Raw genomic sequence first — 22,734 nt, 5'->3', positions numbered from 1 at the left:
TTCGACGAAAGCCGAAAAATTAAGGGAGAGAGTCTATGGGACGTGTATCTGGAAAAGTCGCCCTCGTGACGGGCGCTGCGATGGGGATGGGCAAGACCCACTCCGAACTTCTGGCGCGCGAGGGTGCGCATGTCTTTGTCACCGACCGCGACGTAGCGGCAGGCGAAGCGGTGGCCAAGGGCATCGTGGCGGCCGGGGGCAAAGCAGACTTCATCAAGCATGACGTGGCCAGCGAGGACGACTGGAACAACGCCATCGCGACGGTTCGGCAAAAGGCCGGGCGGCTGGACATTCTGGTGAACAACGCGGGTATCCTGATTCTGAAGCCGCTGCACGAAACCTCGCCCGAGGAATTCGACCGGACGATGAACATCAACGTGAAGGGTGTCTATCTGGGCATCCGCGCTGCGGTGCCGCTGATGAAGGAATCGGGCAAGGCCTCGATCATCAACATCTCGTCGATCTATGGCATCGTCGGGGCGGCCATGGCCGGGGCCTATATCACCTCCAAGGGCGCGGTGCGGCTGATGACCAAATCCTGCGCGGTCGATCTGATCCAGTTCGGCATCCGGGTGAACTCGGTCCATCCCGGTGTCATCGACACGCCAATGACCAAGGATCTGCTGCACGGCGATGCCGCGACCCGCAAGGCGATCATGGGGGCGACACTCTTCGACCGGCCCTGCCAGCCGGGCGAGGTATCGAACGCCGTTCTGTTCCTTGCCTCGGATGAGGCCTCGTTCGTGCACGGTGCGGAACTGGTGGTCGATGGTGGCTACACGGCCAACTGACCGTTCCGGGTCCACCGCGAAGGCGCAATCCTGAGAACCTGAGAACTGCCGGCAGCTTGCCTGTCGGCAGTCAACAATCGGGACAGTCGGAAAGCGCATTCCGCCTCGGAGAGTTGTGGCGCTACGGGCCACGTTGAGAGAATGGAAATCAATAGGGAGGAAATGATGATGTCGAAGCCAGGAAAGAATGTTCGGTATTCCGCAATCGTAGCGGCCGGGCTTGCTGCCCAGTGTCTAATGACGGGGACCGCCGCGTATGGGTGGGACGCGCAGCCGCGTGACTTCGTGCCCGCACCCGCGGGAACGCAGCTTGGATTGGCATATTATCTTGGCAGCACCTCAGACACTTTGGTTGACGGCAATGGCGACGAAGTGGCGGGGTCGAGCCTCGACACGAACGTGGGCCTTCTTCGCTATGTCTACTATTTCGACCTCGGGGGAATGCGTGCCGACGTGAACGTGCTGCAACCCTTCGGGGGGCTGGACAACATGAGCATCGGCGGAACCGCCGTTGGCACCAAGGACCTCTCCTTCGGGGACACGACTCTTGTCGGTACGATCTGGCCGCTGAACGATCCCGAAAACGGACGCTATTTCGCCATCGCCACCTATCTCACCATGCCGACCGGCGACTATTCTACCACTGAGCTTGGGTTGGGCTCCAACCGATGGTCCGTCGCCATTCAGCCAGGCTTCGTGTTCAATATTGCCCCCAAATGGTCGGTGGATCTTGTGGGCGACGTCACGGTCTACGGTGACAACGAGGATGGCCTTGGTGGAGCGAATGTCGAGAAGGATCCGAGCTATACCGCGCTCGGCTGGATCAACTACAATGCGAGCGACAGGACGACGCTTTCGCTTGGGGCCACGACAAGTTGGGGGGGTGCCGAAACGGTGGGAAGCATCAAGGGCGCGGACGTGGAATCCACCACCGTTCGGGTGGCCTGGTCCCAGATGCTCGACCCGACAACGCAGTTCCTGATGGAAGTCGGGCACGATGTGGACGCGCAGAATACGTTCGAGCGCGACGCAACGCTGACCCTCCGGCTCGCGAAGTTCTTCTGAACGGTGCGGGAGCGGTGGGTCGAAATATTCCTGGGAAAGGCGGAAAGCGTCGATCGTCCGGAAACGAGCGGTGCTTTCCGCCCCATTCCAGCAACTGCAAATCCAAAAGCTACATCATTGATGAGCTGTAAGGGAGGAAAACATCATGCATTGCCAATGTGTTCATGAATTCGGTCAACCCCTGCGTCCAGACGACAGGCCGGACATGACCCCTCGCGGAACGGAGGTCATCTTGTCCGTGACCGCCGCCGGCGTCTGTCACACCGACCTGCATATCCGCGAGGGGGGGTATGATCTTGGCCACGGCCGCAAGCTGGAATTCTCCAAGCGCGGGATCGCGTTGCCGCTGGTGATGGGGCATGAAACGGTCGGGGAAGTGGTCGCCGCTGGCCCGGATGTCGGCACGCTCGACAGGGGAAAGAAATATGTGGTCTATCCCTGGATCGGCTGTGGCACCTGCGCGATCTGTGCCTCGGGCCAGGAGCAATTGTGCATGAAACCGCAGTTTCTCGGCATGCATGTCGATGGCGGTTATGCCACGCAGATCCGGGTGCCGCATCCGAAATATCTTCATGAGATCGGAGATATCCCACCCGAAAACGCCGCACCGCTGGCCTGTTCGGGGCTTACGGCTTACGCCGCGCTCAAGAAGGTCGAGGGCACACTGAAGGACCATGCGCTTCTGGTGATCGGCGCTGGCGGCCTTGGGCTGATGTGCGCGCAACTGTTGCAGGCGCTGGGTGCCAAGGCGCCCGTCTTCGTCGACATCGACCCTGTCAAGCGGGCGTCCGCCCTTGCCGCGGGGGCCTGTGCGGCGGTCGATCCGCGCGCCGCGGATGCCGTGGCGCAGATTCATGCCGCCGCCGGCGAGGCGCCCCTTGCGGCGATCGACTTCGTCGGCGCCGAGGCGACGGCCGGGCTTGGCTTCGACGCTCTGGGCAAGGGCGGAACGTATGTCATCGTCGGGCTGTTCGGCGGGGCTGCCCCTTGGGCGCTTCCCCTGATCGCCGTGCGCGCGCTCACGATTCGCGGCAGCTATACGGGCTCCCCCGGAGAGTTCGCGGAACTGATGCAGCTTGCCCGCAATGGCGCGATCAAGCCGATTCCCACCACCTGTTACAAGCTCGACGAGGCTGAGGACGTGCTGAACAGCCTCGCCGGTGGCAAGATCGTCGGCAGGGCAATTCTGGCCGGTGTGTAAATGACTTGACTGAAGGCACCACGAAGGCGGGCGCCCGGGGGACCAACATGGAAACGACCTATCCTGATACTCAACTCCTGATCGACGGACGGTGGCGCGATGGCGCGCTGGGGCAGCGAACAGCCGTTTATGATCCGGCAACCGCAGAGGTGATTGGCCATTATGCGATGGCCGAACCTGCCGATCTGGAGGAGGCGGTGCAGGCCGCGGGCAGCGCCTTCGCGGCCTGGCGGGATGCCGGCGCCTATGCGCGCGGCAGCATCCTGCGTCAGGCGGCCGTGCTGCTGCGCGAGCGCGCCGATACCCTCGCGCCGTGCATGACGATGGAAATGGGCAAGCCCCTTGCCGAGGCGCGCGCCGAGGTGATGTCGTCCGCCGATCTGCTCGACTGGTTCGCCGGCGAAGGCCAGCGCGCCTATGGGCAGGTGATTCCGGCGCGTTCGCCGAACGTGACCCAGATGGTGCTCAAGCAGCCGGTGGGTCCGGTCGTGGCCTTCACGCCATGGAATTTCCCGATGTCGCAACTGGTGCGCAAACTTGGTGCCGCGCTGGCCGTCGGCTGCACCGTTGTCGCCAAGCCGCCCGAAGACACGCCGGCTTCGCCTGCGGCACTTGCACAAGCGCTTCTGGACGCCGGGCTTCCGCCGGGCGTTCTCAACATCGTTTACGGCGAACCGGCTGACATCGCGAACTATCTCATTCCACATCCGGTGATCCGCAAGGTGTCCTTCACCGGCTCGGTGCCTGTGGGCAAACAGCTTGCGGCCCTGGCCGGCAAACACATGAAGCGCATCACGATGGAACTGGGCGGCCACAATCCGGTCATCGTCTGCGAGGACGCGAATGTCGAGGCGGCGGTCGCGGCCGTTGCGGGTTTCAAGCTCCGCAATGCGGGGCAGGTCTGCATCTCGCCCACGCGCGTGCTGGTCCAGCGGGGCATCTACGACCGCTTCGCCGCGGCGCTGGCCGAGCATGTGAAAAAGGTGCGGACCGGATCGGGGCTCGAACCGGCCACGGCAATGGGCCCGCTGGTCAGCGAGCGCCGGGTCAAGGCCGTCGCCGGCCTTATCCAGGAGGCAGTGAGCGAGGGGGCGCAGGTGCTGGTCGAGGGCGATGCGGCACCGCGGGCCGGGTTCTTTCAAGCCCCGACCGTTCTCACCGATGTCAGTCTTTCATCGCGCATCCAGAACGAGGAACCCTTCGGGCCGGTCGCGATGCTGTCGCCCTTCGATACGATCGACGAGGCGATCGCTGAAGCGAACCGCCTTCCCTATGGCCTTGCAGCTTATGCGTTCACCTCGTCGATCCGCAATTCGCAAAGGTTTCAGACCGAGCTTGAAGTTGGCATGCTGGCAATCAACCACACCCTTCTGGGATTGCCGGAACTCCCGCTTGGTGGGGTCAAGGACTCCGGTTACGGGTCTGAGGGCGGCTCGGAAGCCATCAACTCATATCTGATTTCAAAGCTGGTGACGCAGGCCGCCGTCTAGGATGACCGCCCGTTGGCGCCGTCCGGCAACCTCCCGGCTGCCGGTCTGGCGCTCCTCGGTCGGGTGTCACCCTGCGCTGTCGCCATGAAAGCCGGCGGCGCGGCGGTTTTCGGGGGCCGCAGCTTCGGCAAGGATGGCGCGCGCCCGCTGGCGGACGGGTTCGTCCACCATGGTGCCGCCAAGTTGGACCGCGCCATCGCCGCTGGCCAGAACGCGTCTGGCCCAGTCGATCTGTTCGGCCGTAGGGGCAAAGGCGGCCAGCACGTGTTCGATCTGGCGGGGATGGATGCACAGCTTGCCGCCCATCCCCAGATCACGCGCGCGCCCCGCGTCGCGCGCCGTTTCGGTCGCGTCGTCCAGCAAGGTGGTCACCCCGTCGAGCGGCCCCGGCAGATCGCCAAGACGCGAGGCGAGCACCAGTTCGGAGCGTGCAGGCAGCAGCACCTCGGGGGTATGCGCGCAGCGAAGATCGGCGCAGAAGTCGACCGAACCGAAGGCAAGACGGATGACGCCCGGCACAACGGCAATCGCCCGGCATTGCGCAAGGCCGCGGGCGGTTTCGACAAGGGCGACCAAGGGTATGTCGGCCAACGCGGCCACGATGCGCCTGAGATCGTCGGGTGCCTCGGCCTTGGGAACCATGACGGCCGAGGGGCGAAGCGCCGCCGCCGCCGCAAGGTCGTCTGCATGCCAGGCTGTCCCGGCGGCATTGATGCGCAGGATCACCGGCAGGGTGGTGAAATCACGGCGCAGCATAGCGCGGGCGGCGGCCTTGGCGGTGGGGGCCACGGCATCCTCCAGATCGAGGATCACCGCATCCGCCCCCGAGGCCGCCGCTTTGCCGAAGCGTTCGGGCCGGTCGGCGGGCACGAACAGCGGGGCGCGGACAGTCGCCATACGGTCGGGGGCGATACGGTCAGGGGTCACCATTCCGCCCGCGCCTCCATCGCCACCGGCCCGCCCTCGGCCGCGGTCCAGAGCCGCAATCCGTCCCCCTCGTCCTGCGCATTCAGGGTGAAGCCGGCGGTGTCGAAGAGGGGGGAAAGGCCGCGAAAGCCGATCTGCGCGGGGCGCTTTCCGCGCAGCGCTTCGGCGAATTGCAGCAGGAGCGTGGCCTGCAGCGGCCCGTGCACGACCAGCCCCGGATAGCCCTCCTCCGCCCGGGCATAGGGGGCGTCGTAATGGATCCGGTGGCCGTTGAAGGTCAGCGCCGAGTAGCGGAACAGCAGCGTCGGGCTTGCGTCGATCGCCCGGCGATACCGGCCCTCTGGCGCGGCCTCGGCAGCGGGAGGCGCAGCAGAGGGGGGCGCAGCGGGACCGGCTGCGCGATAGATGATGTCCTGGCGTTCGGTAACGGCAAGCGCACCGTCGCTGTCGATGCGATGCTCGACCGTGACGAGGCACAGGGGGCCGCTGCGGCCTTGCTTGGCGGTCACATCGCGGACCACCGAGCGGCGGGTGACCATGTGACCGATCCGGATGTCTTCGTGAAAGCGGAAATGGCTGCCCGCCCACATGCGGCGCGGCAGGGGCACGGGCGGCAGGAAACCGCCCCGGGCCGGGTGGCCGTCGGGGCCGAGCGTCGAGGTCGGCGCGATGTCGGGGGCGAGGCAGAGGTGGATCAGGTCCGGGGCCGGTTCGCCTTCCGTCGCGGTTTCTGTGCGGTCGAAGGTGGCGTTGAACCGCGCGGCGATTGCGGTGGTCAGCCGCTCGGCCCGCGTCTCCTCGCGGCCGATCCATTGGCGCAGATGGACAAGGTCGAGCGCGATCATGTCATCATGCCTCGGCAAGGGGCTGAAGCGGCGGGACGGGGCCATAGCTGCGGTCCTCGCCCGAAAAGATGGGCGCGGGCGCAGGAATCTGCACCGGGCCGTTCGGCGTGGCGACGGTCACCCGGCGCAGATGCGGGTGGTGCGACAGCTTTTCCATGTCATTGACCGAGGCCAGCGCGATACCCGCAGCCAGAAGAGCCTCGATCGCGTCAGCCCCGTCGCGGCTGGCAAAAGCCCTGGCGACCGCGGCATCGGTCTCCGCGCGGTTGGCGACGCGGGCGACATTGGTGGCAAAGCGCGGGTCGGTGCCAAGCGCCGGATCCCCCAGAAATGCTTGGGCGAGGGCCCGCCATTCGCGGTCGCTCTGCACCGCGATCAGGATCGGCGCACCGTCGCGGGCGGTGAAGACGCCATAGGGGGCGATCGAGGGATGCGCCATGCCGATGCGCCGGGGGCTCTTTCCGCCTTCGTGATTCAGCAGCGGCACGGTCAACCAGTCGGCCATGACATCGAACATCGAGACCGAGATCGCAGCCCCTTTCCCGGTGACGCCGCGGCCGATCAGCGCTTCGAGGATGGCCGAATAGGCGGTCGCACCTGTCGCGATATCGACCAGCGATATGCCCACCCGCGCCGGTTCGGAAGGCCCGCCGGTGATCGAGCAGAGCCCCGACTCGGCCTGGATCAACAGGTCATAGGCCTTGCGGTCGGCCATTGGCCCGTCATTGCCATAGCCGGAAATCGAGCAGGTGATGAGCCGGGGAAAGTCCCGCGCCAGCCGCTCGGCCGGAAAGCCCAGCCGCGCCAGCGCGCCGCGCCTCAGGTTCTGGACCAGCACATCGGCGCCGCCGATCAGTCGCGCCAGCTCGGCCTTGCCCCGGTCCGAGCCGAGGTCCAGCGTCACCGAGGTCTTGCCGCGGTTCAGCCAGACGAAATAGCTCGACTGGCCCCTGGCCACATCGTCATAGCCGCGGGCGAAATCGCCCTCGGGCCGTTCGATCTTGATCACCTCTGCCCCGGCATCGGCCAGACGCGCCGTGGCAAAGGGCGCGGCCACGGCCTGTTCGATGGCGACGACCTTCACTCCCTGAAGCGGCAGGCCCATCAGAACGACCTCGGCATGCCGAGGATATGCTCGGCGACATAGCTGAGGATCAGGTTGGTCGAGATCGGGGCGACCTGATAGAGCCGGGTCTCGCGGAACTTGCGTTCCACATCATATTCGCAGGCAAAGCCGAAGCCGCCGTGGAACTGGATGCAGGCATTCGCGGCCTCCCAGCTGGCCTTTGCGGCCAGATACTTGGCCATGTTCGCCTGTGCCCCGCACTCAAGCCCCGCGTCATAGCGCCGGCAGGCCTCCCACCGCATCAGGTTCGCGGCCTCGACCTCGATGAAGGCCTCGGCGATCGGGAATTGCACGCCCTGGTTCTTGCCGATCGGCCGGCCGAAGACCTCGCGCTCCGAGACATATTTCGCGACCCGTTCGGTGAACCAGTAACCGTCGCCGATGCATTCGGCCGCGATCAGCGTCCGCTCGGCGTTCAGCCCGGTCAGGATGTACTTGAACCCCTTGCCCTCTTCGCCGATCAGGTTCTCGACCGGGATCTCCAGATTGTCGAAGAACAATTCGTTGGTCTCGTGGTTGACCATGTTCGGGATCGGGCGCACCGCCATGCCCGCGCCCATCGCCGCCTTGATGTCGACAAGGAAGATCGACAGGCCCTCGGATTTCTTCGCCACCTCGGCCAGCGGGGTGGTGCGGGCCAGCAAGATCATCAGATCCGAATGCTGCACCCGGCTGATCCAGACCTTTTGGCCATTGATCACATAACGGTCGCCCTTGCGGACGGCGGTGGTCTTGATCTTCGTGGTGTCGGTGCCCGTCGTCGGTTCGGTCACCCCCATCGACTGCAACCGCAATTCGCCAGCGGCGATCTTCGGCAGATAGAGGCGGCGCTGTTCCTCGGACCCATGCCGGACCAGGGTGTTCATGTTGTACATCTGGCCATGGCAGGCACCGGAATTGCCGCCCGAGCGGTTGATTTCCTCCATGATGACTGAGGCTCCTGCAAGCCCCAGCCCCGAACCGCCGTATTCCTCAGGGATCATGGCCGCCATCCACCCCGCCCGGGTCAGCGCCTCCACAAACTCTTCGGGATAGCCGCGCTCCTCGTCAATCCGGCGGTGATACGCATCGGGAAACTGCACGCAGAGTGCGCGCACCGCATCGCGGATGTCCTGGAATGACCCTTCGCTGGTCTCGATCACCTGTCTGCTCCTCTTTGTGGATGCCATGCAGTTAGCGGATGGGCGACACATCGCACAAATATATAATTGCGACTACAGCCATACCGAAATATGATGGATTGAACAAGAAGGAGGGCCGTCGGTGGATCTGCGACAGCTGCGCTACTTTCAGGCGATTGCCGAGACGGGGTCGATCTCGGCGGCGGCGCAGCGGCTGAACGTCGCCCAGCCCGCGTTGTCGCTGCATCTGCGCAACATGGAGGAGCATCTGGGCACCAAACTTCTGCTGCGCGGCGCGCGCGGGGTGAAGCTGACCGAAGCGGGAGAGATGCTGCTGGCACGGGCAAGGCGTCTTCTGATCGACATGTCGCGGCTGGAAGACGACATCCGCAACCTTGGGCGCGAGCCGCAAGGCGACGTGCGGCTGGGCTTGCCCGGCACGATCGGCGGAATCCTGTCACCGGATCTGGTGCTGGCGGCCAAGGCGCAGCTTCCCGGCGTAAGGCTGACCATCTCCGAGGCGATGAGCGGCTTCGTGCTGGATTGGCTGCGCGAGGGCCGCGTTGACCTGGCCGTGCTTTATCTGCCAGCCACCGATGCGCGTTTCCGATCAGAGCTCCTTCTGCAGGAAGAGTTGGTTCTGCTGGTCCCGCCCGGTCACGACATCTCGGCCGAGATCGAGGCCTCGGCGCTTTTGGACCTGCCGCTGATCCTGCCCGGACCGGCGCATGGGCTGCGCCAGCTTCTGGAAGGCTGGGCCCGCGCCAGAGGGATCAGGCTGGCCGTGAATATCGAACTGGATTCCTATCAGAACATCAAGGAGTTGGTCGAACGCGGGAAAGGCGTCTCGATCCTTCCTTTGCATGCGGTCGCGCGCGAAGCTGCGGCTGGCACATTGAAAGTCGTCCGCTGGCACGCCGCAGACTGCCTGCGCGAGGTGTATCTGGTGGGACCGCTGGCCGAAGCCTCAAGCCATGCTTGCGCGGCGGTAATGTCGCTACTGCGCGAGTTGATGCGCAAACAGGTGCAGGGCGAGCGCTGGACCGGAACGCGCTGGCTTGGCGCTTCGGTGTTTGATTCGACGGTTTGATAGTGTGATATTTTCTGTGGGTCCGAAAGGGACTGACGCGCCCCGGAGTTTGCCGGAGCCTGATGTCGGTTGGTTGCGCGGCCAAGGGTTCAGTTTCCAGAGCTGCGTAGAAGTTGGCCTCGGCCTGGCATGGATGATGTGACCGCCCCCTAACGGCACGGACGTATCGTTCATGCCGGACTACACCATTTTCTCATAGACGAAAGCCATTCTTTATGCGAAAATCAGTCTGATGGTTGATCCTGCGTTGCAATGGGAGGTTGCGATGCCGTGGGCTGCAGATCTTGGAACCGTGCAGGTTGCCCGGCCCCCCGCGCCAACCCTCCCGGAAGCGATGGAACTGCACGTGGAGGCATCTCCGGCTTCTGGCCGGCATGACTAGCAAATGGGGTATGCGCACGAGGCAGATGTGGTTCTGCCGTGCCAGCATCCTCATCCGAGGAGGGGAATGATGGACGATACAGCAAAAGCAACCGCCGGGCCGCAGGCGATTTACGAGAGGTTCCTGGCCGAGGGACGTTTCATGATCCAGCGCAGCCGCGAAACGGGCGAATACGTCTTCTATCCGAAGGTGATGGCACCTTCTGGCGCGGTCGATCTCGGCTGGGTCGAAGCCTCCGGCGGCGGCACGGTCTATGCCATCACGGTCAATCGCAAGCGCGAAGGCTCCTACAACGTGGCGCTCATCGACCTTGACGAGGGGCCGCGGATGATGGCCACGGTTGTCGGCGCCCTGACGCTGCCCATCGGTTCCCGCGTCAGGGCGCGGATCGAGGCGGGGGCAAATCCGCGCGTCGTCTTCGATCCGGAGGAGAAGTGACATGAGCCATTCCATTCGCGGGAAAACAGCGATCGTCGGCATGGGTGTGGCGGGCGTGGGTGAGGCGCCCGGCTACTCGGCCATTGAACTTCTGGGGCTTTCCGTCCATGCGGCGCTGGCGGATGCCGGCCTCAAACTCGGCGATATCGACGCGGTTTTCGCGGCGACCAGCAGCCACGCCTTTGCCTCGATGAGTGTCACCGAATATCTTGGCCTGAAGCCGAAATACTTCGACAGCACCAATGTCGGCGGCTCCAGCTTCGAGATGCATCTCTTGCAGGCATCTCTCGCGCTGGAGGCGGGACTCTGCGACGTGGCGCTGATCTGCTACGGTTCCAACCAGCGCACGGCAGGCGGCCGCCTCGTCTCCATGTCCGAACCGCAATGGCACGAGACGCCCTACGCGCCACGCCATCCGATCACGGCCTATGCGCTTGCCACCAGCCGGCACATGCACCAGTTCGGGACCACGCGGGACATGCTGGCCGATGTCGCGGTTTCCGCGCGCCAGTGGGCGAACCTCAACCCCGATGCCTTTGCGCGTGGCCCCTTGACCCGCGACGACGTATTGTCGAAGCGCATGGTCAGCGATCCCCTGACTGCCGGCGACTGCTGTCTGGTGACCGATGGCGCCGCCGCCTGCATTCTCGTCCGGGCGGACAGGGCCAGGGACTTCCCCCAAAAGCCCGTCTATTTCCTCGGCGCGGCCGGCGCGAACTGGCATCGGTCCATTCAGGCCATGCCCGACCTTACCGTGACCGCCGCCAGTGAAAGCGGGCCGCGCGCCTTCGAAATGGCGGGTCTGACCCGCGGCGAGGTCGATCTCGTCATGCTCTATGACGCCTTCACGATCAACACCATCCTCTTCCTGGAGGATCTCGGCTTTTGCCCGAAGGGCGAAGGCGGCCGCTTCGTTCAGGACGGGCGCATCGCACCGGGGGGGGAACTGGCGGTCAACACCAACGGCGGCGGCCTGTCCTGCGTGCATCCGGGAATGTATGGCATGTTCCTGATTGCCGAAGGCGTGGCCCAGATCAGGGGGGAAGCCGGCGAGCGCCAGTTGAAGACGGCGGATGTCGCACTCCTGCATGGCAATGGTGGCACACTGTCAAGCCAGGTTACGGCCTTTCTCGGTTCGGAGGCCGTGCTGTGACCATGACCGCAAAGCCCCGCACCCATGATTTCGCATCCCTTGGCGCGCTGCTGGCGCCGCGGTCCGTCGCGATCATCGGCGCATCCGCGGATCCTGCGCGTATCGGCGGACGCCCGATAGCGGCCATGCTGAGCGGCGGTTACAAGGGGCGCATCCTGCCGGTCAATCCCGGCCGTGACGAGGTCCAGGGGCTGCCCTGCTATGCCTCGGTCGCCGATCTGCCCGAGACGCCAGAGGCCGGCATCATCGCGGTCGCGGCGAAGCAGACGCCCGAGATCGTCAGGGCGCTTGGCGAAAAGGGGTGCCGCTCGGTCACGCTGTTTTCCGCGGGCTTTGCCGAAACGGGTGCGGAAGGCGAGAAAATCCAGGCCGAAGTGCTGGCCATTGCACGTGGCTACGGCATGCGCGTGCTCGGTCCCAACACGCTGGGGGTCTACAATGTCGCCGTGGGGTATTACGGCACCTTCTCCTCGTTTCTGGAAATGGCATTCCCCCTGCCGGGCAATGTCGGCATCGCCAGCCAGTCGGGCGCTTACGGAACGCATCTTGCGGCCGTGGCGCGGATGCGCGGCCTTGGGACCTCGGTTCTGGTTACCACCGGCAACGAGGCGGATGTGACGGTCGCCGACGCCATCGGCTGGATGGCCGGCAGCGATGCGGTGGACGTGATCTGCGCCTATCAGGAGGGTTTTCGTGACGCGGACCGCATGATCGCCGCCCTTGATGCGGCGCGTGCAGCCGGCAAGCCGGTCTTCATGCTGAAATCCGGACGCAGCTCCATCGGTGCTTCGGCGGCCGCCTCGCATACGGCCTCGCTCACCGGGGACGATGCTGTGGCCGAGGCGGTTCTTGCCGAGCATGGCGTCATCCGGGTGCGCGATACCGAACAGATGCTTGATTTCGCCTACGCGGCGCGGCAGCGGATTTATCCCGTCCACAACAGTCTCGGCGTAATCACCATCAGCGGCGGCGCGGGGATTGTCGCCAGCGATGAGGCGGAACTGTTGGGCTTGCCGATGCCGGCCATGCCGGCCGAGGCGCAGGTCCGCTTGAAACAGCTTCTGCCCTATGGCGCTCCGGCCAATCCGCTTGACTGCACGGCCCAGGCGCTGAACGACATGTCGTTGTTCGAGGAGTTCACCCGCGCGGCGATCAGGGATGGCGGATACCAGTCGATCCTGTGTTTCATGACCTATGTGGCTGGAAGCGCGACGCTCGCGCCGAAGCTGCGCGAAACCTTGCACAAGATCCGGACCGAGTTTCCCGAGCGGCTGCTGGCGCTGTGCATCATCGCGGATGATGCCGTCACGCGCGCCTACGAGGAGGCTGGTTTCCTTGTATTTTCCGATCCAAGCCGGGCCGTGCGGGCCATTGCGGCGATGGGACGGGTGGGCGAAATGATGGCGCGAAAGCCGAAGGGTCTGCCGGATCTGCCGGATGTTCACCTGCCAGCCGTCAGCCCCGACGAATACGCGGCAAAGGTGCTTCTTGCGAAAGCAGGCATCGCGGCTGCCCCCGAACGGATCGTACACTCGGCGGAAAGCGCCGCCGCCGCCGGGACCGAACTCGGTTTCCCTGTCGTGATGAAGATTGTCTCTCCCGACATCGTTCACAAGTCCGATATCGGCGGTGTCAGGCTGAACCTGGCCGATGCCGAGTCCGCCCGCGTTGCCTATCAAGAAATTCTCGACACCGTCGGCAGGGCTGCTCCCGCGGCGCGCATTGCCGGTATCCTGGTGGCCCGACAACTTTCGGGGGGCGTCGAATGCCTGATGGGCATTAGCCGCGACCCCGTCTTCGGCCCTGTCGCCGTCTTCGGTCTGGGCGGGATCTTTGTCGAGATTCTCAACGACGTGGCGATCCGCCCCTGCCCCTTCGACGAGGCGTCGGCGCGGGAGATGATCCTGTCGATCAAGGCTGCGGCAATCCTGACTGGGGCACGCGGCCGCGCGCCCGTTGATATAGATGGGCTTGCCTCCATGTTGTCACGGCTTTCCGCATTTGCCACCGCTGCGGGCCCTCGCCTGCGCGCGATTGATCTCAATCCGGTGCTCGCGCTGCCCGACGGGGCCTTCGCGCTCGACGCGGTGATCGAGTGCGATGAGGAGGATTTGCCATGATCGACTACGAAAAGATCAGGGCCTACCACATTCCCGAGGTCCGCCAGAGCTACGGTCCGCGCGAGTGCGCATTCTATGCGTTATCTATCGGCGTCGGACAGGACCCGATGGACCGGGGTGATCTGGGGTTCGTCGGCGCAGGCGCGCTGACCCCCTTTCCGACCCTGCCCCTAGTGCTCGGGCATCCTGGGTTCTGGCTTGCCAACCCCGATACCGGGGTCGATGCGCTGCGCCTCGTCCATGGTGAGCAAGGCATTACGCTGCATGCCCCGTTGCCGCCTGAAGGTGTGGTGATCGGCAAGACCCGCGTGACCGGCATCATCGACAAGGGCGCCGGGCGCGGCGCGCTGCTCTATACCGAAAAGGAATTGCGCGACGCGGAGGATGGCAGGCTCTACGCGACGACCCGTTCCACCACCTTCCTGCGCGGGGACGGAGGCTTCGGGGGGCCGACCGGTCCGGTGAAGCAGACCCATGTGCTGCCCGAAACCGAGCCCGCATATGTCCGCAAGATGCAGACGCGGCCCGAACAGGCGCTCTGGTATCGCTGGAATGGCGACAACAATCCCTTGCACCTTGATCCTGATGTTGCCGCCAGGGCGGGATTCGAGCGGCCCATCCTGCACGGGCTGTGCACCCTGGGCATCGCCGCGCATGCTCTGGTGAAGACGCTTTGCGCAGGCGATCCGACGCGGCTCAAGGGGCTTGATGTTCGTTTCAGTTCGACGGTCCTGCCGGGAGAGACCCTGCTTACGGAAATCTGGCCGGACGGCTCATTCCGCATGCGCGTGACAGAGCGCGATGTGGTGGTGCTCGCAAACGGTCTCGCCCAATTCGAATGAGGAGGAAACGGCGATGGATGTAGTAAACGCGACGGGCGAGGACAGGCTTGAGGGGCTGCGCATGCTGGTCGGAAGCGCCGCAGGCGTTGCTGCGCGCGATGGCGATCTCAAGGCTGTTCGACAGCTGCGCTTTGGCAGGCCGGGGCTGGACCGAGGCCGCTGGAGCGAGATCTCCGCGATGGGTTGGCTTGGACTTCGGCTGCCGGAAGCGGCGGGCGGGGCCGGTCTCGGCATGGCCGAATATGCGGCGCTCACCGGCGAGGTCGGCGCGGCGTTGCTGCCCGAACCGTTCATCGAGGCCCAGCTTGCGCTTGATCTCATGGGCAAGGACGCACCTGCCGAAGCGTTGAGCGGTGACAGGCTCATCTTGCCGGCCTGGCTTGATGCCCCCGATGGCCTCACGATCGCCGGAGACATCACCGAGGCCGAGGGGCGGATCTCGGGAAGACGGCGTTTCGTGCCCATGGCCGCCGCCGCCGATGCGTTTCTTGTCGTTTCGAGTGAAGCCTGCTGGTTGATCGACGCGAAAGCCGCGGGCCTGTCGCTTGAAATTGAAGACACCGTCGATGGCGGTCACACGGCGACCCTGATCCTCGATGGGGTCGAGGCGGACCGGTTGTCCGCGCCCGATGCGAAGGCCCTTGAAGCGGCGGCCCTAGCCACGGCGTCGGCCTTGCTTGGGATCATGGAGCGCGCCTTTGCCATCACGCTTGACTACCTCAAGACACGCGTCCAGTTCGGCCAACCTATCGGCCATTTCCAGGCACTGCAGCACAGGGCTGTGGATATGGAAATCGAGATTGGCCTGACGCGGGCGGTGCTGCACGATGCCATCGAGGCCTTCGATGCGGGCGACGACTGCCGTCGTATCACCTCCAGAGCGAAGGCGCGGGCGGCCGATGCCGCCATGCTGGTCACCAGAGAGGCGGTGCAGTTGCACGGTGCCATCGGTTACACCGACGAGGCCGATATCGGGTTGTTCCTGCGCCGCGCCATGGTGCTGGCGCCGCGCTACGGCAGTGCCGGCTTCCATCGCCAACGCTACGGCAGCCTGACGGAGGGGCGGCCATGAGCGGGATCACAGCGGCTTTTTTCGGAAGCGCACCCGCTTCCAGGGGAGAACGAAATGACAGCCACCGCTAGCCTGACGGCACCTCAGCCGCATGCGGATCTGAACCTGCTTTCGGATACCGACTTTCGCGCTGCGGTGCGTGGTTGGATCGCTACCAACTATCCGCAGGACCTGCGCAGTCCTCCCAAGCGGTTGCACGCTGCAGAAGCCATGCCATGGTACAAGATACTGTCGCAGCAGGGCTGGCTGGCACCCGGCTGGCCGCGCGAATATGGCGGGATGGGACTGACGCCCTCGAAGCTGCTGATCCTGATCGAGGAAATGGAGCGCTATGGTTGTGCGAGACTGCCCGATACCGGAGTGACCATGGTCGGTCCTCTCCTGATCGCGCATGGAACCGATGCGCAGCGCGCCTACCATCTGCCGAAGATCCTCTCGGGCGAAGTCATCTGGTGTCAAGGCTACAGCGAACCCAATGCCGGCTCCGACCTGGCGGCGCTGCGGACCTCTGCCGTGCGCGAAGGCGATCAGTGGGTGATCAATGGCCAGAAGGTCTGGACGACGCTGGGCATGGACGCACAATGGATTTTCGTGCTTGCCCGCACGAATCCTCAGGCCGCCAAGCAAAAGGGCATAAGCTTCTTCCTGGTGCCGATGGATACGCCCGGCGTGACGGTCCGTTCGATCATCAACATCGACCTGCATGACGAATTTGCCGAGGTCTTCTTCGATGATGTCCGCATTCCCGCCGACGCGATTGTCGGCGCGGTGAACGAGGGTTGGACCATCGCCAAGAACCTCCTTGGCTTCGAACGCCTGTTCCTGGGCTCGCCAAAGCAATCGGAAGGCGCGCTCGACCATCTTGAGCGGCTTTGCGACCATCTGGGAAAGAGGGGCGACTATGCATCGCTCCTCAACGGATTGCGCATGGAGCTCGAGGACCACAAGTCCTTCTACACGACCTTCGCAGACAAGGTGCGACGTGGCGATACGCTGGGTCCCGACGTTTCCATGCTGAAGATCAACCAATCCGCGCTCTACCAGAAGATCGCAGACCGCATCATGGACGTTGCCGGGGAACTGGGAACGCTTGCCGGGCAAGTGCCCGACGCGCCGACGCTCTATCCGGGCAGCGTCTTCCTTCAGGCGCGTCCGACATCGATCTATGGCGGGTCATCCGAAATTCAACGCAACATTGTTGCCAGGCAAGTGCTCGGTCTCGGCCGATAAAGCGCCTATTCAAGGAGGAAGTACGAAATGACAGTGGGTTTGGGGCTTGAGGGCAAGGTTGCGGTCGTCACCGGGGCGGGCGGCGGGATCGGGCGCGGCATCGCGCTGGAATTCGCCAAGGCGGGTGCCCGCGTGGTAATCAACGATATTGGCGTCTCACTGGGAGGAAGCGGCGAGCGTTCCAGCGCACCCGCCGAGGAAACCCGTGCGATGATCGAGCAGATCGGCGGGCAGGCGATCATCTCGAGCGAAAGCGTGTCTGAATGGAATGCCGCGCGCCGCACCATCGAGATGGCGATGGACAGTTTTGGACAGGTGGATGTGGTGGTCAACAATGCCGGCATCCTTCGGGACGTCATCTTCCACAAGATGGACCCGTCCGATTGGGAAGCGGTGATCAACGTCCACCTGAACGGCAGCTTCTACATGAGCCGTGCGGCGGCCGAGCCGTTCCGGGCCCAGGGCAGCGGCGCGTTCGTGCATATGACCAGCACCTCGGGGCTGATCGGCAATTTCGGCCAGGCGAATTACTCCGCAGCCAAGCTCGGCATCGTCGGCCTTTCGAAATCAATCGCCCTGGACATGAGCCGGTTCGGCGTGCGCTCGAACTGCGTCGCGCCCTTCGCCTGGAGCCGGATGACCAGCTCCATCCCGGCAACGACACCGGAAGAGCAGGCGCGTGTCGAGCGCATGAAGCGCATGACACCGGAAACCAACGCGCCGCTCGTCGTCTTCCTGGCGTCGGCGGCGGCGGCGGCGGCGGGTGTTACCGGGCAGGTTTTCGCGGCGCGCCTCAACGAGCTGTTCCTGTTCAACGCCATGCGACCGATCCGCAGCGTCCAGTCGGGAGATGGCTGGACGCCGGCCCTGATTGCAGAACGCGCCCTACCAGCCTTCCAGGCGGGTTTCACCCCGCTGGAGCGTTCGGGCGACGTCTTCTCTTGGGATCCGATCTGAGGTGCCAGGGGGAAACAACCAGCGGGCTTTTCCCGGATCTTGTTGAAGTGACGGCCCCGAAGACAGGTGACACGTGAGCTTATCAAGCAGGATACTTTCATCGACGCCGGCAACATCGGTCCGGCAGACTATTTTTCGATGATAGAGCGAGACCAGAGCATTCGCGGGGGCAGCTATGGCGGCGATCTGCTCGTCGATCATTGCGCCGGATCGCCGCTGCGGATGTTCTTTCCGGTCAGCGTTGTTCGCAAACTGATCGCCGAGGATTTCGACGATAGCGGAACGGATCAGCGACAAGCCTGACACCTGATCGGCGGTGTGCAATTCCGGGGCGGCGTCTGCCAGTCTCCGGCCAAGGCGGAGTAAGCCGATCGCAGGGGGTCGTGAAGACGTCGCAGCGAAGGAGGGCAAGGAGCCGGACAGCCAACCAACTGGCTACGAATGAAAAGCCGACCCATTACGCCATCTAGGCATCCGTCACGCGCGGGTCCTCGTGGGTGCCGTAAAGATTGGCGGAAACGCGGTTCGTCGTATCCCGCAGTTCGCGGGCCAATGCGTCGAGTTCCGTCTTCGTCATCTGGCCCATGATGGCAATGCCGCTGATACCGAAGCGCGCCCGGCCCTCGTGATCAACGATGACGGCGGCCGCAATGTCGAGCCCCTGGAAGAGGTTCCCGTGGTCGAAGGCGTAACCCGTCAACTGGGCACGCTCCACGTCTGCGGCATACTCCTCGAAAGTCGGTGCGTTCTGCCAGCGTAGCGAGTTGAACCGGCGTTGCAGTTCCGATTTCGGCAGTCGGCGGGTCGCCGCGATGCAGCGGCCCACTGCGCCGGCAAGAGCCGGGAGGCGCGATCCGAGCGCCATGTCGACACGGACCGTCTTGCCTTCCACGACGCGATCCACAAGCACGATGCGGTCATGGGGCGTGACTTTCCACAGGCCGATTAACGCCCGGTGCCCGACCGAAAGCTGCTCCAGGACAGGGTGCAGCAGATCGATCTGGTTGGTGCCAAGCAGGGGAATGGAGAATTCGAGAAGGCCGAGTCCGGGTCTATATTCCTTAGTCGCCGGATTCATCGAAATCAGACCCTCATTCGCCAAGGTGCGCAGGATGTTGAACGTGGTCGAAACGTTGATGCCGGTTTCACGTGCAATTCGGGCGACACCCGACGCCGCGTGGTCATGGGACAGGAAACGCAAGATGGAAATGGCATTCTCGACTGCGCCGACAAACTTCTGAGCGCCGCGCGTCGTCTCGTTTGCCTTTTCCTCGCCGACGATCCCTTGCACCTCTTTCATGCCTCACTCCATTCGGCTTTTCAGCCTATCATAGAATGGCCAGGACGAATTCGAAAGTACGTTGTTCGCCTTGAACAATTCCCATACAGCCAAGTGGCGATAGCAGCTTATCGAGCCGGCCGCGCGAAGCCCATAGCCCCGAGGCCCACGAAGCCTATGGCTTGTGGCATCTGGGAAGTCCTTCGGGATTGGAATGGTCGGGACGCGCGGCAGCGACACATATCAGGCGACGTCGCCCGTATGCATTTCGAGTTTCGCGGCCAGTTTGTCCGCAACCTCGACCAACGGCGCGAGAAACTGATCGCGCGCCTCATCAGGTGTCATGGCGCGGCGCAGATACATGATGTTCATGGAGCCGAACACCTGCGCGTGCGTCCGGATCGGGACGCCGATGCTGAAAAACTGCGACTCGTAGTTTTCGCGCGAATAGCCATCGTCCATCGTGGCATAGCCCCGCGCCCGCACGGTTTCGAGCAGCGCTTCCAATGCATCCGGGGCGCGCGCGAGGGCGAATTCCGGTGCGGGATTCTTCTGCGCGCGCTCCAGGAAAGCTTGCCGTTCCTCTTCCGGGCAGAAGGCGAGATAGGACCGCCCGAGGCTGGTGTAAAGCATCGGTGCCCGATATCCGGGCTTGCGGAAAAAGCGCATCGGCTCGGTTTCCCGAGATGTCTCGACGACCAGCATTGCGTCCTCGTCGAAGATCGACACATCCGAAGGCCAACCAATGAATTGCCGGAACTGCGCCAGATCCTCTGACACAATTGACCCGATGGCCTGATGCCGGTTGTAGCCCGCGCTGAGTTGCAGGGTCTTACCGGTGACGCGGTAGGTCCGGTTGTCGCTGTCGCGCACAATATATCCGGCATGGGCCAGCGTGGTCAGCATTCGCACGATCGTTGCCTTGTCCAGCGTTGTCAGGCGGTGAATTTCACCGACAGTGGCCTTTCCGGCTGTCTTGCTGATCGCAGCCAGAACGTCTAGCACCCTCAGTGCCGCAATCACCGGTTGATAGGCCATATCAGTTACCCCCTAACATTGTCATTTCCCCAACCGGCGCTTCCACCGGTCGAGAATGAAGTGGATGTGTTAGCAAAAAATTCCCCCGTCCGCAGCCTCACCTAGCAGTCTTTGTGATCGGCGAACAGCCTGTCGAACCGGGTTGCATTTTGCATCAGGAGCGCTAAAGTTTAAATGAAATAGTGTTTCAGCTGGTGAAATCATTCGAATCAGGAGAGACCATGTCCAGAACTGCATTTGTCGGCCTTGGTGCCGTAGGCGGCGCGATGGCGTCTGGCGTCGCGCGGAAGCTTCTTGCGATCGCCGCTTATGACATCGCGCTGGCGGCGCTTGCCCGCGTGGGCTCAGTCTTCGTGTCGGCCTTCGGGCCAGTCTTCGTGTCGGCATCGAGCGGGTGGGTCTGAGCCATGGCCGAGGGTGATGCAATGGACAATTCGACATACTCCATGGTCCTTGAGACATCGGAGAAGCTTTTCGCCGGCTGCGGGGGCGACGGTTTCGACCCGGCGCTCTGGTCGGCTGCCGAAGAGGCGGGCTTTCCGCTTGCCTTGCTGCGCGAAGAGAACGGTGGATTCGGTTTCTCTGCCCGCGAAGCCTTTGCCCCCGTGCGGGTGGCGGCGGCCCGTGCCGTCGCCCTGCCGCTGGGCGAAACGCTGCTGGCCAACTGGGTGCTGTCGCAGGCCGGGCTGGGATCGCTCGACGGGCCTCTGGCGCTGGCTTGGGCCGGCGTGGAGGCGGTGCCATTCGGGCGTCATCTGCGCGCGGTCGTCCGCCTGTCCGAACTGGATGGCGGTGTCGGGCTGTCGCTGATCCATACCACCGCCGATCTTTGGAACCCGGGCACCAACCATGCGGGCGAAGCGCGTGATAGTCTGATCGTTCAGGAACCGACCGCGCCGCAGGCTCGTATCGCAATGTCCCCCGTGGCCTTGCGCGCGCTCATGTCAACCTTGCGCACCGTGCAGATGGCCGGCGCAATCGAGGCGGTTGCCGATATGTGCCTGCGCTATTGCAATGAGCGTGAACAATTCGGGCGCGCACTGGGAAAGTTTCAGGTCATCCAACACCAATTGGCCATTCTTGCGACCCAAAGTTGTGCCGCCACCGTTGCCGCCGACATGGCGCTGGCAGCTTTTGAGGCGCTCATGACACAAGGGGAAGAGGTTTTCGTTCTGACTGCGGCGGCGGCAAAGCTGCGCACGGCAGAGGCCGCGACGGCAGCCGCGTCAATCGCGCATCAGGTTCATGGGGCGATCGGCTTTAGCGAGGAATATTCCCTGCATCTGCTGACCCGCCGTCTGTGGGCGTGGCGCGACGAGGACGGATCTGAATCGCAATGGGCCGAATATCTGGCGAACTGGGCGCAAAACCAACCCGAGCGGGGTCTGTGGCCAGCACTGACCGCCTGCGACTTGGCAAAGGTGGCATGATGGCACTTCCGACATTTCCGCTTGAAACGACAACTCCGGCGCAGGCGGCGCTGAGGGATGATGTCCGCGCCTTTCTGGCCGAGGCGCTTTTGGATCTGCCAGCCCGCGAACGGGCACGATCCTGGACCGGGTTCGACGCAGATTTCAGCAAGAAACTGGGCGAACGTGGCTGGCTGGGCATGACCCTGCCGAAAGCATACGGCGGCCATGACCGCAGTGCCGTGGACCGGCATATCGTCGTCGAAGAACTGCTCGCGGCGGGGGCGCCCGTCGCGGCCCACTGGATCGCGGATCGCCAAAGCGCGCCCCTGATCCTGCGCCATGCCACCGAGGAACAGCGCCGGACCATCCTGCCGCGCATCGCTGCGGGAACCTGTTTCTTCGGCATAGGCATGAGCGAGGCGGGCAGCGGATCGGATCTGGCTGCCGCGCGGACACGGGCCGAAAAGACGGCTGATGGCTATGTCCTGAACGGAACCAAGCTGTGGACGACTTACGCGCACAAGGCGCATTACATGATCGTCTTTTGCCGCACGAGCCAGGCCGAAACCCGATACGGCGGCTTTAGTCAGGTTCTCGTGGACATGAGCCTTCCGGGGATTTCCGTCAGCCCGGTTCTGGACATCAGCGGTGAGCACCACTTCAACGAAGTGTCGTTTGACAATGTCGCGCTGCCCCCCGACGCCCTCTTGGGCAAGGAAGGCGACGGCTGGGCGCAAGTCATGTCGGAACTGGCGTTCGAGCGCAGCGGTCCGGACCGGTTCCTTTCATCCTTCGTGTTGGTGGATGAGCTGCTGCGCTGCGTCAGACGCATCCCTGGATCGGCAGAAACCGCCGATCTGGGTCGCATGGTCGCCCGGCTGATGGTGCTGCGGCAGATGTCGCTGTCGGTCGCCGGGCGTCTGGCGCGGGGCGAACAGCCGGTTCTGGCGGCTGCAATCGTCAAGGATCTCGGTGCGTTGTTCGAACAGGACGTGCCGGAAATCGCGCGGCGCGTTCTGCGCGAAGATGCGTCTGACCCCGAATATGCGGCGGTGTTTCGGCGCATCCTGCTCGCCGCCCCCAGTTTTTCGCTACGGGGAGGAACCCGCGAAATCCTGCGTGGAATCATTGCCCGTGGCCTCGGGCTACGCTGAA

Annotated in this window: 22 protein-coding genes; 16 read left to right on the top strand and 6 right to left on the bottom strand. The window is 64.0% G+C overall.

What is annotated here, in order from left to right:
• The first annotated feature begins 35 nt into the window (after positions 1 to 35).
• From GGR17_RS17135 to GGR17_RS17120, 4 genes are all read left to right on the top strand, one after another.
• Positions 36 to 791 (top strand): glucose 1-dehydrogenase, encoded by a 756-nt coding sequence (locus GGR17_RS17135; RefSeq protein WP_054540670.1) that lies wholly within the window; start codon positions 36 to 38, stop codon positions 789 to 791.
• Between the two features lie 315 nt (positions 792 to 1,106).
• Positions 1,107 to 1,856, top strand: a complete 750-nt coding sequence (locus GGR17_RS17130; protein WP_162231846.1) for a transporter — start codon at positions 1,107 to 1,109, stop codon at positions 1,854 to 1,856.
• 232 nt (positions 1,857 to 2,088) lie between these two features.
• Positions 2,089 to 3,057, top strand: a complete 969-nt coding sequence (locus GGR17_RS17125; RefSeq protein ID WP_235974527.1) for an alcohol dehydrogenase — start codon at positions 2,089 to 2,091, stop codon at positions 3,055 to 3,057.
• Positions 3,058 to 3,104: 47 nt separating this feature from the next.
• The gene (locus GGR17_RS17120; protein WP_054540667.1) at positions 3,105 to 4,547 is read left to right on the top strand and encodes an NAD-dependent succinate-semialdehyde dehydrogenase; all 1,443 of its coding nucleotides are present in this window, start codon (positions 3,105 to 3,107) and stop codon (positions 4,545 to 4,547) included.
• 66 nt (positions 4,548 to 4,613) lie between these two features.
• Here the strand turns inward: GGR17_RS17120 and GGR17_RS17115 are convergent, their stop codons facing one another.
• From GGR17_RS17115 to GGR17_RS17100, 4 genes are read right to left on the bottom strand one after another with little or no spacing between them, the layout of a single operon-like run.
• Positions 4,614 to 5,477, bottom strand: coding sequence for an HpcH/HpaI aldolase/citrate lyase family protein (locus GGR17_RS17115; RefSeq protein ID WP_082386786.1), 864 nt, complete (start codon positions 5,475 to 5,477; stop codon positions 4,614 to 4,616).
• Positions 5,471 to 6,319: an FAS1-like dehydratase domain-containing protein gene (locus GGR17_RS17110; protein WP_207722680.1), complete on the bottom strand. Its 849-nt coding sequence runs from the start codon at positions 6,317 to 6,319 to the stop codon at positions 5,471 to 5,473. The genes GGR17_RS17115 and GGR17_RS17110 overlap by 7 nt, the downstream gene beginning before the upstream one ends.
• Before the next feature lie 4 nt (positions 6,320 to 6,323).
• Positions 6,324 to 7,424: a CaiB/BaiF CoA transferase family protein gene (locus tag GGR17_RS17105; RefSeq protein WP_054540665.1), complete on the bottom strand. Its 1,101-nt coding sequence runs from the start codon at positions 7,422 to 7,424 to the stop codon at positions 6,324 to 6,326.
• Complete coding sequence (locus tag GGR17_RS17100) at positions 7,424 to 8,587, bottom strand: acyl-CoA dehydrogenase family protein (protein WP_407926659.1); 1,164 nt, start codon at positions 8,585 to 8,587, stop codon at positions 7,424 to 7,426. Before GGR17_RS17100 ends, GGR17_RS17105 begins: the two co-directional genes overlap by 1 nt.
• 121 nt (positions 8,588 to 8,708) lie before the next feature.
• Between GGR17_RS17100 and GGR17_RS17095 the strand changes: the two genes are divergently transcribed.
• From GGR17_RS17095 to GGR17_RS17055, 9 genes are all read left to right on the top strand, one after another.
• A complete protein-coding gene (locus tag GGR17_RS17095) occupies positions 8,709 to 9,656 on the top strand; it encodes a LysR family transcriptional regulator (RefSeq protein WP_054540663.1) in 948 nt (315 codons plus the stop codon).
• A gap of 451 nt (positions 9,657 to 10,107) precedes the next feature.
• Positions 10,108 to 10,476, top strand: coding sequence for a Zn-ribbon domain-containing OB-fold protein (locus GGR17_RS17090; RefSeq protein WP_054540662.1), 369 nt, complete (start codon positions 10,108 to 10,110; stop codon positions 10,474 to 10,476).
• A 1-nt stretch (position 10,477) separates the two neighbouring features.
• A complete protein-coding gene (locus GGR17_RS17085; RefSeq protein WP_054540661.1) occupies positions 10,478 to 11,629 on the top strand; it encodes a thiolase in 1,152 nt (383 codons plus the stop codon).
• A gap of 2 nt (positions 11,630 to 11,631) precedes the next feature.
• Positions 11,632 to 13,749 carry an acetate--CoA ligase family protein gene (locus GGR17_RS17080; RefSeq protein WP_054540660.1) on the top strand — a complete coding sequence of 706 codons (2,118 nt, stop codon included), beginning with the start codon at positions 11,632 to 11,634 and terminating at the stop codon, positions 13,747 to 13,749.
• Positions 13,746 to 14,591: a MaoC/PaaZ C-terminal domain-containing protein gene (locus GGR17_RS17075; protein WP_054540659.1), complete on the top strand. Its 846-nt coding sequence runs from the start codon at positions 13,746 to 13,748 to the stop codon at positions 14,589 to 14,591. Before GGR17_RS17080 ends, GGR17_RS17075 begins: the two co-directional genes overlap by 4 nt.
• Positions 14,592 to 14,604: 13 nt before the next feature.
• Complete coding sequence (locus GGR17_RS17070; protein ID WP_054540658.1) at positions 14,605 to 15,663, top strand: acyl-CoA dehydrogenase family protein; 1,059 nt, start codon at positions 14,605 to 14,607, stop codon at positions 15,661 to 15,663.
• Positions 15,664 to 15,717: 54 nt separating this feature from the next.
• Positions 15,718 to 16,893 (top strand): acyl-CoA dehydrogenase family protein, encoded by a 1,176-nt coding sequence (locus tag GGR17_RS17065; RefSeq protein WP_054540657.1) that lies wholly within the window; start codon positions 15,718 to 15,720, stop codon positions 16,891 to 16,893.
• A gap of 27 nt (positions 16,894 to 16,920) precedes the next feature.
• Positions 16,921 to 17,850, top strand: coding sequence for an SDR family NAD(P)-dependent oxidoreductase (locus tag GGR17_RS17060; protein WP_054540656.1), 930 nt, complete (start codon positions 16,921 to 16,923; stop codon positions 17,848 to 17,850).
• A gap of 66 nt (positions 17,851 to 17,916) precedes the next feature.
• The gene (locus tag GGR17_RS17055) at positions 17,917 to 18,153 is read left to right on the top strand and encodes a hypothetical protein (protein ID WP_054540655.1); all 237 of its coding nucleotides are present in this window, start codon (positions 17,917 to 17,919) and stop codon (positions 18,151 to 18,153) included.
• 163 nt (positions 18,154 to 18,316) lie between these two features.
• On the opposite strand, the gene GGR17_RS17050 is transcribed toward GGR17_RS17055, so the two are convergent.
• Both GGR17_RS17050 and GGR17_RS17045 read right to left on the bottom strand, forming a co-directional pair.
• A complete protein-coding gene (locus GGR17_RS17050; RefSeq protein ID WP_054540654.1) occupies positions 18,317 to 19,150 on the bottom strand; it encodes an IclR family transcriptional regulator in 834 nt (277 codons plus the stop codon).
• A gap of 222 nt (positions 19,151 to 19,372) precedes the next feature.
• Positions 19,373 to 20,167 carry an IclR family transcriptional regulator domain-containing protein gene (locus GGR17_RS17045; RefSeq protein ID WP_054540653.1) on the bottom strand — a complete coding sequence of 265 codons (795 nt, stop codon included), beginning with the start codon at positions 20,165 to 20,167 and terminating at the stop codon, positions 19,373 to 19,375.
• A gap of 221 nt (positions 20,168 to 20,388) precedes the next feature.
• On the opposite strand from GGR17_RS17045, the gene GGR17_RS17040 reads away from it, so the two are divergent.
• Genes GGR17_RS17040 through GGR17_RS17030 form a run of 3 tightly spaced genes read left to right on the top strand, consistent with a single transcriptional unit; the run spans position 20,389 to position 22,733 of the window.
• Entirely contained in the window at positions 20,389 to 20,571 is a 183-nt protein-coding gene (locus GGR17_RS17040) for a hypothetical protein (RefSeq protein ID WP_054540652.1), read from the top strand.
• Between the two features lie 21 nt (positions 20,572 to 20,592).
• A complete protein-coding gene (locus GGR17_RS17035) occupies positions 20,593 to 21,597 on the top strand; it encodes an acyl-CoA dehydrogenase family protein (protein ID WP_162231845.1) in 1,005 nt (334 codons plus the stop codon).
• On the top strand, positions 21,597 to 22,733 hold the full coding sequence (locus tag GGR17_RS17030; protein ID WP_054540650.1) for an acyl-CoA dehydrogenase family protein: 1,137 nt from the start codon (positions 21,597 to 21,599) through the stop codon (positions 22,731 to 22,733). The genes GGR17_RS17035 and GGR17_RS17030 overlap by 1 nt, the downstream gene beginning before the upstream one ends.
• The last annotated feature ends 1 nt before the right edge of the window (position 22,734 follow it).

Source organism: Actibacterium naphthalenivorans (genome assembly GCF_014196965.1).
Taxonomy (GTDB): domain Bacteria; phylum Pseudomonadota; class Alphaproteobacteria; order Rhodobacterales; family Rhodobacteraceae; genus Actibacterium_A; species Actibacterium_A naphthalenivorans.
The sequence above is the reverse complement of the archived record's forward strand: the minus strand, read 5'-3'. Positions and strand labels throughout refer to the sequence as shown.

Bases quoted from the DNA above. Each gene is read 5' to 3' on its own strand.
- GGR17_RS17090 (WP_054540662.1), top strand. From the start codon at position 10,108: ATGGACGATACAGCAAAAGCAACCGCCGGGCCGCAGGCGATTTACGAG.
- GGR17_RS17065 (WP_054540657.1), top strand. From the start codon at position 15,718: ATGACAGCCACCGCTAGCCTGACGGCACCTCAGCCGCATGCGGATCTG.
- GGR17_RS17080 (WP_054540660.1), top strand. From the start codon at position 11,632: ATGACCGCAAAGCCCCGCACCCATGATTTCGCATCCCTTGGCGCGCTG.
- GGR17_RS17120 (WP_054540667.1), top strand. From the start codon at position 3,105: ATGGAAACGACCTATCCTGATACTCAACTCCTGATCGACGGACGGTGG.
- GGR17_RS17070 (WP_054540658.1), top strand. From the start codon at position 14,605: ATGGATGTAGTAAACGCGACGGGCGAGGACAGGCTTGAGGGGCTGCGC.
- GGR17_RS17075 (WP_054540659.1), top strand. From the start codon at position 13,746: ATGATCGACTACGAAAAGATCAGGGCCTACCACATTCCCGAGGTCCGC.
- GGR17_RS17110 (WP_207722680.1), bottom strand. From the start codon at position 6,319: ATGATCGCGCTCGACCTTGTCCATCTGCGCCAATGGATCGGCCGCGAG.
- GGR17_RS17030 (WP_054540650.1), top strand. From the start codon at position 21,597: ATGGCACTTCCGACATTTCCGCTTGAAACGACAACTCCGGCGCAGGCG.
- GGR17_RS17105 (WP_054540665.1), bottom strand. From the start codon at position 7,424: ATGGGCCTGCCGCTTCAGGGAGTGAAGGTCGTCGCCATCGAACAGGCC.
- GGR17_RS17050 (WP_054540654.1), bottom strand. From the start codon at position 19,150: ATGAAAGAGGTGCAAGGGATCGTCGGCGAGGAAAAGGCAAACGAGACG.
- GGR17_RS17115 (WP_082386786.1), bottom strand. From the start codon at position 5,477: ATGGTGACCCCTGACCGTATCGCCCCCGACCGTATGGCGACTGTCCGC.
- GGR17_RS17040 (WP_054540652.1), top strand. From the start codon at position 20,389: ATGTCCAGAACTGCATTTGTCGGCCTTGGTGCCGTAGGCGGCGCGATG.
- GGR17_RS17035 (WP_162231845.1), top strand. From the start codon at position 20,593: ATGGACAATTCGACATACTCCATGGTCCTTGAGACATCGGAGAAGCTT.
- GGR17_RS17085 (WP_054540661.1), top strand. From the start codon at position 10,478: ATGAGCCATTCCATTCGCGGGAAAACAGCGATCGTCGGCATGGGTGTG.
- GGR17_RS17045 (WP_054540653.1), bottom strand. From the start codon at position 20,167: ATGGCCTATCAACCGGTGATTGCGGCACTGAGGGTGCTAGACGTTCTG.
- GGR17_RS17135 (WP_054540670.1), top strand. From the start codon at position 36: ATGGGACGTGTATCTGGAAAAGTCGCCCTCGTGACGGGCGCTGCGATG.
- GGR17_RS17060 (WP_054540656.1), top strand. From the start codon at position 16,921: ATGACAGTGGGTTTGGGGCTTGAGGGCAAGGTTGCGGTCGTCACCGGG.